The organism is Pirellulales bacterium (assembly GCA_019694435.1).
Classification (GTDB): Bacteria; Planctomycetota; Planctomycetia; order Pirellulales; family JAEUIK01; genus JAIBBZ01.
In genome coordinates, this window is the sequence record JAIBBZ010000008.1 from 156,052 (window position 1) to 168,014 (window position 11,963).

Genomic DNA, 11,963 nt, shown 5'->3' on the forward strand with positions numbered 1-11,963 from the left:
GGGGATGGCCTCGGCACCCTGGGCAGGTCTGAATCGAATCAACTATCAGGAAACGCTAGTGAATTGAGCTTCAGGAGACGCTTTCATGTTGATGGGGGAACATCTGCGCAAGTTGAGCGCTAGCGTAGCAGGACTTGGTTTGCTCATCTTGATCGCCTGCGTCGGTCCGGCCACTGCCGACACCATCTCGCCCGAACTCTGGGTCAACGTCGACGGCAACGACATCCAGTTGCCGATCGTGGCGACGCCCGGCACCAAACCCGGCACCTGGAACATCGCCGCCGGCGAGACCTTTGTCGAACTGGGAGACGCCGATCCCCAGGACCCGAACTATGGCTACTATCCGGACGGCAAGATTGGCATAGACGTAGCCTGGGATGATGCCACGACGGATGCCGATCCATTTGTCACGGGAGGCATCTCGGTGCTGAACTTCACCGGCAGCACGCAGATCTTCACGTTGAACTTCCTGCAGCCCGTAATTCCCTCGTTTGCTCCGAGCATTTCCAGCGGGTCGATCTCGATTCAAGTCCGCGACATTTTCAATTCGGGCGCTGCACAACTGACGTCGACCGGCGGTGGCGCGATCTACAACCCGTCGATCGACGGCGGCCTGCTGGCGGCTGGCCAACTCCTTTCCGGCACGACGCTCACCGTGGCCTCGGCCGGGCAATCGGCCGGCACGACGGCAAGCTTCGGTCCGATCGCTACCGGTGCAGTCAACACGAGCATTTCGTTGCAGATCCAGTTCTCCCTGACCAATCTCGATTTGGCGACGGGCACTTCGGTCTTCGAGGTCGTTCCGGTGCCTGAGCCGTCGAGCTTCGCGCTCTGTGGGATGGGTCTGGCGATGCTGGTCGCCGGCGCCGTGCGCAAACGACGTTCCGTCCGCCGCTGATGGCGAGCAGCCGAACTGCGGTTCGAGTGCACGTCGCTGCGGTCGGTGGTTGAGGGGGGAAACAGAATTGCAAAGATCAGCGCCTTGCGCCGGATGGACGCAAGGCGTTGATCTTTGCGCGGCCGAGAATATACGGGCTTTTCGATGGGGATTGGGCCTGTATTGCGCGAGCGATTGGGTTGTGGGGAAACAACGCCGTTCAGGACGGGGATTGAGCGTGGGGAGGGGTAAGACGCGGCGGATTCGTCTGCCCGCGCGTGTACACGGTTGAGTCCGCCGGTCGCGTCGCCGATCGCATGAGGGATCCTCCTTCCCATGCGGATTGACGCGGCGTTGAGAGTTTCCCTTTTTTCGTTGCGACCCGTTTGATGCCTCAGCGCGAGTCTTTCATCGGCCGGCGAGCGGTGCGTTATGCGGCCGAGCACCTCGAAGCCCGCCGGCTGCTGTCCGGCGCCAGCCCAGCTACGAGCGCCGATTGGCTGGCGACGCTCACGACAACCGCGTCTTCGGCCGCGGTGACCCATGCCGCTTTTCCACCGGCCGCGTTGCAGGCCGACGACCTGGCCGTCCAAACGGCCCAATCGAGTCCCCTGATTCATCTGGACAGTTTTCGGCTTGATCCGCAATTTGCGGGCATCGATGGCAGCGGGCTGTCGGTCGTCGTCCTCGACACGGGCATCGACCTGAATCACCCGTTCTTCGGTCCCGACGCCAACGCGAACGGCGTCGCGGATCGGATCGTCTACAACCAGGACTTCGCGACCGGTGCGGCCAACGCCGAAGACGGTCACGGCCACGGCAGCAATGTCGCCAGCATCATTGGCTCTCAAGACACGACCTACGGAGGTGTAGCGCCGGGCGTCAACCTGATCGTCTTAAAGGTGCTCGACAACGCCGGCTTCGGCAGCTTTGCGGCGGTCGAAACGGCATTGCAGTGGGTGGTCTCGCATGTCGCGGCCTACAACATCGTCGCGGTGAACATGTCGCTGTCCGACGGCAGCAACCGCAGCGTCGCGGCCTCGGACTATGGCATCGGCGATGAACTCGCGGCCCTGGCCGGCCAGGGCGTCGTGGTCGTCTCGGCAGCGGGCAACAGCTACTACAACTACTCGGGCACGCAGGGAGTCGGCTATCCGGCTGCCGATCCCAATTCGTTCGCGGTCGGCGCAGTTTGGGATTCGAACGTCGGTGGCCCGTTTCAGTGGTCGAGCGGCGCGACCGATTTCACAACCGGTGCCGACCGCATCACGAGTTTTTCACAACGCGACGGCCAATTGACCGACGTGTTCGCGCCGGGCGCCCCGATCACGGGTGCGGGAGCCAACGGTTCGATTGTGACCTATGCAGGCACGAGCCAGGCCGCGCCGCACGTTGCCGGCGTTGTGGCGCTGGCCCAAGAATTGGCGCAGCAAGAACTGGGGCGCCACCTGACGATTAGCGAGTTTCGCGACCTGGTGCGCTATACCGGTACGTCGATCGTCGACGGCGACGACGAGGACGACAACGTCACGAATACCGGCCTGGCTTACTCACGCGTCGACGTACACGCCCTGGGTCAGGCGATTGTCGAACTGGGGACGATTCATGTCGTCTCGACGTCGCCCCCCATCGATGGCTCGACGCCGGTCGCGCCCACGTCGTTTGTGATCGACTTTTCCGAGCCGTACCTGGCCTCGAGCGTTCAAGCGGGCGATCTGCTCGTCAACGGGCTGCCGGCCGGCGGCGTGCAGTTCACCGACGCCGACACGTTGACGTTCACGTTCGTGTCCAGCCCCGTAGTGGCGCAGGGGCTGCAAACCATGAGCATTGCGGCCGGGGCCATTCAATCCGTCGGCGGCGAGTTCATCGAGGCCGCCAGCGGATCGTTCCGCTACGACGTGCTGCCGATGCAGGTGACGGCCGTTTCGCCCGTCGCCGGCACGACGGTCGCTCTGCCACTGACCGCCATTCAAATCGATCTTAACGAGGCTTACGCCGTCGGCTCGGTCGGCCTTGATGATCTCGACGTGAGCATCGGCCAGGTCGTCGGCTACAACCTGCTCGACGCCGATTCGGTGCTGTACCTGATTTCCGGGATCGAAGAAGAAGGCTCTCTCACCGCGACGTTTGCCGCCGGCGCGCTGGCCGACAGCTTCGGCAATCCGCTGGCGCCATTTACGGCCACCTGGACGCTCGACGCCGCGCAGGTCGAGGCGCAGACCCCCACCAAATTCTGGCACCTGAACGGGCTCAACCAGGTGTCGTACAACAGCGGCATCATCCAGTCGGCCACCGATGTGGACAAGTTCGCGCTCGACTTGCTGCCCGGCCAGCGATTGTCGTTTGTGTTGTCGGCGTCTGCCGGACTGCGGGCGACCGTCGCGGTGCTCGACCCCGACGGGACCGCGGTATGGACGGGGACCGCGTCGGCAGCCGGCGCGACACTCGTGGCCAACGGCTTCTACCCCGTCAAGCAAGGCGCGTATCTCGTCTCGGTGGCAGGCGTCGCGGGCACCCAGGGCGATTATGAACTTTCGCTCGCGCTGAATGTCGTCTTCGAGGCCGAATCGTATTTCGGTTCTGACAACGGCACGCTCGCCACGGCCGAGAACCTTACGCCGTCGCTGGGCATCGTCGCCGGAGGCGGCCAAACGATTACGGCCACCGGCAGCATCGGCGAAGACGTCGTGAGTGTCGGCCCCGATGGCTACGGCTACGAGGCCGTCGTCGTGCCGTACGAGTTCAACGATATCAGCACGACGGGCACCGAGCTTACGCTGCTGACCAATCAGGACGATGCCGTAGCCATCCTGCAGACATCGCAACTGCCCGGCTTCTATTTCAGCCTGTATGGGGTCACCTACCCGACCGTCTCGAGCCCGTTGTTCGTCAGCAGCAACGGGCTGCTGAATCTCGGCGCCCCGCACACCAGCGGCATCAACTCCGATCTCACGCAGACGCCGACGAACGCGGCGATCGCCGCGCTGTGGGACAATCTGGTCGTCAGCGGTACCGCGCAGTCGAAGGTCTACTACAAGCTGGACGGCAGTGGCAGCAGCCAGCGATTGATCGTCCAGTGGAACAAGGTGCGATATGTCGGCGCGAGCTCGTCCGACACCATTACCTTCCAGGTCGTGCTCAACGAATCGGGCAACACGGTTCAGATCAACTATCTCGACCTCGACAGCAGCCACACCGGCAGCGGCGGAGCCAGCGCCACCGTAGGCACCAAGGCCCAGGGTTTTCAGCAGGGACAGTTCACCAACCGGCTCGTCGTTTCGTACGACGCGGGACCCAATGATTTCGTCGGCACGGGGAAGAGCATCAAGCTGGGTGTCGGCGTGTTGCCACCGCCGGAGGTCGACTACTATCGACTCGACCTGGCGGCGGGCGATCGCGTGACGATCGGCGCGACCGGCGGCGCCGGCGGCGGCCTGAGCCTTGAGCTGCGTTCGGCCGCCGATGCCACGTTGGCCACCGGCGCGTGGTCCGAGAATCTCAACCTGGTCATCGATTCCTACACAGTCGCTACGGCGGGGACTTACTACGTCCGCCTGACCGGCGCGAGGCCCGCCGACTATGCGCTGACCGTGACCCGCAACGCCACCTTCGACGTCGAGGCCCACAACGATCTGGCCAACGCGCAGCCCTTGGGGCCCTCCGGCGTCGCGATCGGGGCCACCGGGTACGGAACCGTCCCCAGCAACGCGCCTGGCTCACCAGTCCCGGGCGCCGTCGACCTCGTGGGCAGCAACCTGTCGCTGGGCTTTGCGACCGACGGTTCGCTGGTGGGCCCGACTGTCGGTGCCCGGCATAACGGCGTCGAGTATCTCAAGTTCGGCCAGGCCCTGGCGGCCTACACGGTCGCTTACAACGGCGGCTTCTATACCAATGGCGGCAGCGTCGCGGGCACCGATTTTGCCGTGACGCGCTACGACATTTCGAGCGGGTCGCAGCACGGGCTGCGAATGACCGGAACCATCACGGCGGGGGTCACCTTCGAGCGGGTCGTCTCGTGGCAAGACGGAGACAACTACGCGATCGTCACCACCACCATCACCAACAATACCGGGGCCACGCTGGCGGGGCTGGCCTTGTTGGAGAATCACGACCCCGACCCCGGCGGCGTGGCGATCACCTCGAACGACGTCGAGCAAAGCCAGGGGCTGGTAACAGCCGGCACGATGTTCAACGGTCATTACGCGCTGGGCTCGCTCGACCCACGGGCCCTGGCTTCGGTCGAAGGGTTGATCGTCACCGACCCGTTCGCCGTGCTCGATTCGCCCGTCGACCCCAACGGGTTGGCCGAGGATTTGAACATCAATCTCGCGTTCCGCCTGGGAAGTCTCGCGCCGGGCCAGAAGTCGCAGTCGAGCTTCGCCATCGTCATGGGCGACTCGAAAGAGTCGATCTATCGGACGTATGCCACCGCGGCGCAGCGAACGCTCCCGGCCAGCGATGACTATTACAGCGTCGCTTTGGCCGCCGGCGACGTGTTGACGATCAACACCAGCACGCCCGGCGGCGAAGAGGGACAAGTCAGCAACCTGCTGAACCCGGCGATCGATCTCTATGCCCCCGGTGGACTGCTCGTCGCGAGCGATGACAATTCCGCCGCGGATGGGAAAAACGCGCTGGTGGCCTACGCGGCAACAGTCGCGGGCACCTACACGGTTCGCGTGCGGGCGATTGGGGGTACGGCCGGCGACTATGTGCTCGTGGCCAATACTGGTCCCGACCTGACCGTCAGCGGACACACGACGGGCGTGCCCTATCAACCGCGCACGCTCTCGCTGTCGGCATCCGACACTTACGCCCCGGACAATGCAGGCGTCTTCAGTATCGCAATCGACTGGGACGGCGACGGTTCGTTCGACGAAATCGTTTCCGGCTCGCCTGGTCTGCAGGTCGACCACACTTTCACCGCGACCGGAGTCTTCAATGTCCGCATGCAAGCGACCGATGTACGCGGGGCGGCGGGGCCGGTCGTCGTCTGGCCGATGACGATCGTCGCGGCCGAGTTGCAGCCCGACGACCAGACTCCCGGACTGACCAATCTCGCCTGGGGTGGAACCGCAAACGCCGACCAGATCGCCCTCCGCAACCTCGGCGGCGGCTCGGTGGAGCTGACCACGACCAAGTACGGCGGGCAGGCCACGAACCTGTTGCAGAACTTTGCCGGCGTGACCGGCCGTGTTTTGGCGTTTGCCGGCGAAGGCAATGATCGCGTCGATGGCGCGCTTCTGGGGGCAATTCGTTTCGTGGCCGACGCCGGCGCCGGGAACGACACGCTGACCGGCGGCGATGGAGCTGATTCGCTGCTGGGCGGACAAGGCAACGACGTTGTGCAAGCCGGTGCCGGCGACGATTTCCTGTGGGGAGATGGATCGGAATTTGCCGACGGCAAGCCCGGCGATGACACACTCGATGGCGGCGCAGGCCACGACACGATCATCGCCGACGGTGCCGAGGGGGGCGATGATATCATCTATGGCCAGGACGGCGACGACAGCATCTTCGCCGGAGGCGGCAACGACTGGGTCGACGGCGGCGCCAACGACGACCGGATCGTCGGCGGGGATGGCGCCGAAGGCTCGAACGACACCTTATTCGGCGGCGCCGGAAACGATTACCTCGACGGTGGAGTCGGCAGCGATCTGACCGACGGTGGCGACGGGCGGGACCTGCTCGTGTCGGGCGCGGCAGCAAGTTCGCAATCTGGCGGCGACACGGTCAGCGGCGGTGCCGACGACGACATCCTCGTCGCCGGTTCACTCGGTTTTGCCGTCGAACAACTCGAGGCGGCCGTCGATGCGGTTCTCGCCGAATGGGGATCGAGCCACACCTATGCCACCAGGGTCGCGAATCTGCTTGGCCCCGGAAGCCCAAGCCGGCTCAACGGCACGACCTATCTGCTGGCCGGGACGACCGTTCTCGCGTCGAGCGTGGCGGACACGCTTTCCGGCGGCACCTTGTCGGATTGGTTCTTCTATAACCTGGCCGAGGATGTAATTACCGATCAGCAATCGGGGGAAACGCTCACGTTGCTGCCTTGACCCTCACCGGGGTCAGGAAGTCCTCGGTTTCCACCGGTGGACAGTCGCGCGGCCGGATGCCATTCTGCAAGTCATGCTGTTGCAGCGAAGCGGCCCACGAGGGGGCTGCGCTCATTCGACGAATCGCCGATGCTAGACCCCGATTCGGAGCCCTGGAACATTCGCTCGGCCCGGACGGGAATTGTCTGGCCAGCGCTTCCGGCCGGGACGGGCAGCGCGGCCTTGGCGCTCTTGTTCCAGTTGGAGCAATCGCAATGGTGCCCGGCGGGCGAGTTGCGCCGCCGACAACGCAGTCAGCTCCAGGCGGTGCTCGCGCACGCCTACGAAACGGTCGAGTTCTATCACGCCTGGTTCGACGAGCTGCGCATCGACCCGGCCACCGCGGCCGAGCCCGAGACGTTCGAGCGCTTGCCTGTACTCCAGCGCCGGCAGTTGCAGCTTGCCGGCGAACTGCTCAAAAGCTCGCGCGTGCCGCCGGACCACGGCCGCACGACCGTGCGGGTCACCGGCGGTTCGACGGGCGAGCCGGTCCGCGTCGAAGCGACGCAGTGGAACGGTCTGCTCTGGCGGGCCTTCACGCTGCGCGATCACCTATGGCATCGACGCGATTTCAACGCGAGCTTGGCCGTGATTCGCTTTACCGACGCCGAGGCCACGATGCCGCCGCGGGGTCAGGCGACCAACAACTGGGGTGCGGCCACCGAGGGGCTCGTGGCCACCGGGCCCGCGCACGTCCTGCACATCAAGAGCACCACCGACGAACAGGCGGCGTGGCTCGCCGAGCGGCAGCCCGAATACCTGCTCACCTATCCGACCGTGGTGCTCGCTTTGGCGCGCTATTGCCGCCGGCGCGGCATTCGGCTCACCCGGCTGCGCGAGGTGCGCACCTTCGGCGAAGTGCTCGAGCCGGAAGTTCGCGAAGCCTGTCGAGAGGTCTGGCAGGTCCCGGTGGTCGACGCCTACAGCTCCGAGGAATTCGGGTACCTGGCCCTGCAATGCCCCGCGCATGAGCATTATCACGTGCAGGCAGAAAACGTGTGGCTCGAGGTGCTCGACGATGCGGGCCGGCCCTGCGGTCCGGGTGAGGTGGGCCGGGTCGTCGTGACAGGACTGCATCACTTCGCCATGCCCTTGGTTCGCTACGACATCGGCGATTATGCCGAGGTCGGCGAAGAGTGTCCCTGCGGGCGAGGCCTGCCGGTGCTGCGGCGCATTCTCGGCCGCCAGCGCAACATGCTCGTCTTGCCCGACGGGCGCACGCGGTGGCCCATGATCGAGGTTCGCGACATCGCCCAGGCCTTTGTCGAGCTACCGCCGATTGCCCAGTATCAGCTCACGCAATGCAGCTTGGAGGAACTGGAGCTGCGTCTCGTATCCTTGCGCGAGCTCACGCCCGAAGAAGAGGCGGCGTTGACCGGCTACCTGCATCGTGGGTTGGGCTACCCGTTTCGAGTTCGCTATCGCTATGTCGACGAGATCCCCCGCTCGCCGCGAGGGAAGCATGAGGAGTTTCGCTCGGAGGTCGCGTCGCGTAACTTGTGATGGCTACCTGCTCTGAGCGATGACCGATACTGCCCGGTTGACCCCATGCCCACCTGGCTCCAATCCACCCATGAATTGACTGCTGCGCAGCGCGAACAGATGTTCTCGCTGATGACGGCGAACTTTTCCGCCGTTTCGCCGGCGCGGTTCGCGGCCGACTTGGAGGAAAAGCCGTGGGTGTTTCTGGTCGCCGACGGTCCCGACGCGAAAGTCGAAGGATTCTCGACCTTGATGCCCATGACGATCGAGCTGGCAGGCCACCGCGCCGTGGCCTTGTTCAGCGGCGACACGGTGCTGGCCGATGCGCGCTGGGGTGATCGCTCGTTTGTGCGTTGTATCGGGCTCGAGCTGTTGCGCATCGCGGCCCGGCAGCAGGCCGATCGCGTCTACTGGCTGCTGCTGACTTGCGCCTACCGCGGCTACCGCATGTTGCCGGCATTCTTTGTCGAATATTTTCCGCGGTTCGAGACAGCGGCGCCAGCGGTTCAAGGCCAGACGATCGCGGCGATCGTCCGCAGCAAGTTCGGCTCGCAGTATCGATCGCAGCAGGGAGTCGTGGAACTCGCCGAGCCGACACCGTTTTTACCGGGGCGCGGCGAGGTCGACCCGCGCCATCTGGCTGATCCGTCAGTGGCTTATTTTCTCGAGGCGAACCCGGGATACCTGCGCGGTGACTTCCTGGTCGCGTGGGCCGATCTGTCGCCAGCCAATCTGACGCCCTTTGCGCGGCGTTTGCGCGACGCCGGTGCACCAGCGGGTCGTGCCTGAGCCTGGCCGGCCGTGGCGTCCCGCTCGTACACGTGCACCGGTTGGCCATTCCAATACAAATTCGCTTCGAACCGCCGATAGTTGCGGCGTTCAAGTTCGCCGTGCACGTGTTCCTGCAACAGCCGCGAATGCCGCTCGGCACCCCCGGAGGCGCGCGGCCAATGGCGCAGTTCGTCCATCAGGTTGACCAGATCGGCCGTGAGAATGACGACCTTGGGACGATGCAATTCCAGCAGCCCGGCGACTGTTTGCGTCTCTGCGATGGCGTGCACGGTGCGATAGCGTACCCCATGCGTCGCCGCATAGAACGCCTGTGGGCCGATCACGGTTGTCTGGTCGCGCGGCCCGTTGCGATCTACGATCACCGCGAGCACTTGCGACGTGGTGCGATTCTGTTCTAGCCGCGATCGATGAGTTTCGATCAGCTCCCAGCTCGCGGAGCCATACGCGAGCCCGCTGCCCACGAGCGCCGCCATTGCCGGGACCCGCCAGCGCGCTATGGTCTGTCCCAACAATCCTGCCAGCGCAAGCATGACCAACGGATAAACATAGAACAGGTACTCCGACTTGGCGTTCGGAATAATGAGGACTTGAGCCAGCAACAGCCCTGCGGCCCCCAGCACGACGACTCGCCCGGCGCGATCGGCGGACCACAGGCAACCGAGCATCCCGACCATGGCCAGTCCGAGCGTCAGCCAGCCGGTCTGATGTTCGAAGTCCCAGGTTCCGGACAGCAAGCCCTTGTAGATCTCCAGAGTGGCGGTGCCGTGACTCAGCCACCGCGCAGAGCCGATCGGCAAGTCGCTGCGCGAGACGAAGGTAACCGGCCAGGGTCCGTACTCTGCAATGAATTGTCGGCCAGGCCAAAGGTTCACTACGGCGTAGAGCACTGCAAACAGGCCGGCGCCGAGCGCCATGCGGCGCAAGCGAATTCCGCGCTCGCCCGGCCGATCCAAGATCGTCACTAAGGCGGCGGCGAGCGGCAGCGCGATGATCCCGTTGTAGTGAACCCAAACCAGCGCCGACGCGAGAAACCCCAGCAGGTAGTCGCGCCACGGCCGCGCGGATGCTGGTTGAGCAACGAGTCCCAGCATGGCGACGAAGCCGGCGGAGAGCAGCGCTTCGGGCCGCACGACGTGCGAGAAATAGACAAACGCCGGCGTAAGCGAAAACAGCACGGCGACTGCGGCCGCAATCCAACTCGTGGCCATCGTGCGCGCCACGGCGAATACGACAGTCAAGAGCAACAAACCGTAAGCGAACACGACCCAGCGTGGCCCTTCGATGGAGAATCCCTGCCCGGCGAGCACCAGTGCGAGCGGCGTCAGAAAGCCGCGTAGATTGAACGGGTTGACGAGTTCCTTGGGTCTGAATCCTTCAAACAGCTCCGAGCGCAATGTCCAAGGGCGCAGCGCTTGTGTGACGTAGGTGACCTCGTCTCCCTGCGGAGCCGCATACGCCGGCAGATAGGCGAAGGTGGGAGACATCACCGCCGTGTAGGCGATGAGATAGGCGAACAATGCCGCCGCCGCCACCCAGTCGGGCCAGCCTCGAGTTGCTGAAACTGAACTGGCATCCGGCGAATCGCCGCGAACTGCTGAAATCCCCGTCATCCGGGAAGCCCCTTTCCCGTGCGCACGCCCTGGCTGATACCGGCAGCAACTGGGTGCATCGGCCCCCTGGGCACTGCTAGCGCCAAGCGGCTAGCGTCCGGTAGATGCCCTCATATTCGGAATTCTCGCTTCCGACAGAAAAATCCGCAAGTTCCGCGCAGCTTCACACGATAACTACGTCGGACTTGGTTCTCTTTCCGGGGACCAAGTGGATGGAAAGCGCTGCTGTTGTCGCCCGCCCGGGCGATCCAACGTCGAGCAGCGTGAAATCCTCCGCCCGCACGTCGAAGGGACTGACATGTCGCGAAAGCCGCTGTACGTTGCTGCCGCTTTGGGCTGGTCGATGGTCACGCTGGCATTGACCGGCTGTGGCCCGGGCGTCTACGCGGGGCCCTTTGGCTATCCCTTCCCGGTCAGCCCGTTCTACCAAGACCAGCAGGAAGACCGGTTCTGGGTCAAAGAACGCTACGATCGCGTGCCGGTTCTCGGACCGATCACCAGTGGCGACACCGTCGTGGCCCTCGATCCGCCGAGCCCGGATGAAGTCATGCGGGCCATGCCGAGCATCGAAGGCACGGTACCCTTGCTGTACGAAAAGCACCGCGACAAGGTCCGGATGACGATTGAGCCGATTGGCGATTACGTCGATCCGCCCCGGGTGTACCCGTTGATCGGGCCGGCGCAGCTCCATCACGCCCACTACAAATGCACGATCTATTTCGTCGAGACGACGCACGTCGGCTGGCCGGTTCCGTATACGACCGTCGATGAAGACAGCGTCGAGGTGGTCTACATCGACCACGAACACTTCCACATCGTGGGTAACGTCGAAGACACCGCGACCGGCAACTATTAGCCGGACAGCCATGACCGCTGCCCAGTGCCGTCGTTGCTAGCGGCCTGGCGAATTCCGCGAACCGATCGCGGGCTACGGTTTACAGCGTTTGGCGCGAGTGTGCGGCCGGGGGGCGGGGACGTCGTCAGCCGCCTCCGGTCCGCATCGATCTTGTTCGTCTGACAGCACCGTCGGTATTCTGCCGATCCTTAATGTGAGCCCCGGTGCGCCTGCGCGCGTGAACGGATGCGCTGTGCGAGCGCGTGTACCCG

Annotated in this window: 5 protein-coding genes; 4 read left to right on the forward strand and 1 reads right to left on the reverse strand. The window is 64.4% G+C overall.

The features are described 5' to 3' along the window. Window positions 1-85 precede the first annotated feature (85 nt). From K1X74_09140 to K1X74_09150, 3 genes are all read left to right on the forward strand, one after another. Entirely contained in the window at window positions 86-898 is an 813-nt protein-coding gene (locus tag K1X74_09140; protein MBX7166499.1) for a PEP-CTERM sorting domain-containing protein, read from the forward strand. Between the two features lie 368 nt (window positions 899-1,266). Then, on the forward strand, window positions 1,267-6,933 hold the full coding sequence (locus K1X74_09145; GenBank protein MBX7166500.1) for a S8 family serine peptidase: 5,667 nt from the start codon (window positions 1,267-1,269) through the stop codon (window positions 6,931-6,933). Between the two features lie 129 nt (window positions 6,934-7,062). Then, window positions 7,063-8,475 carry an AMP-binding protein gene (locus tag K1X74_09150; GenBank protein MBX7166501.1) on the forward strand — a complete coding sequence of 471 codons (1,413 nt, stop codon included), beginning with the start codon at window positions 7,063-7,065 and terminating at the stop codon, window positions 8,473-8,475. 635 nt (window positions 8,476-9,110) lie between these two features. On the opposite strand, the gene K1X74_09155 is transcribed toward K1X74_09150, so the two are convergent. Continuing rightward, window positions 9,111-10,778, reverse strand: coding sequence for a glycosyltransferase family 39 protein (locus K1X74_09155; protein MBX7166502.1), 1,668 nt, complete (start codon window positions 10,776-10,778; stop codon window positions 9,111-9,113). Between the two features lie 421 nt (window positions 10,779-11,199). On the opposite strand from K1X74_09155, the gene K1X74_09160 reads away from it, so the two are divergent. Next, window positions 11,200-11,712, forward strand: coding sequence for a hypothetical protein (locus K1X74_09160; GenBank protein ID MBX7166503.1), 513 nt, complete (start codon window positions 11,200-11,202; stop codon window positions 11,710-11,712). Window positions 11,713-11,963 lie beyond the last annotated feature (251 nt).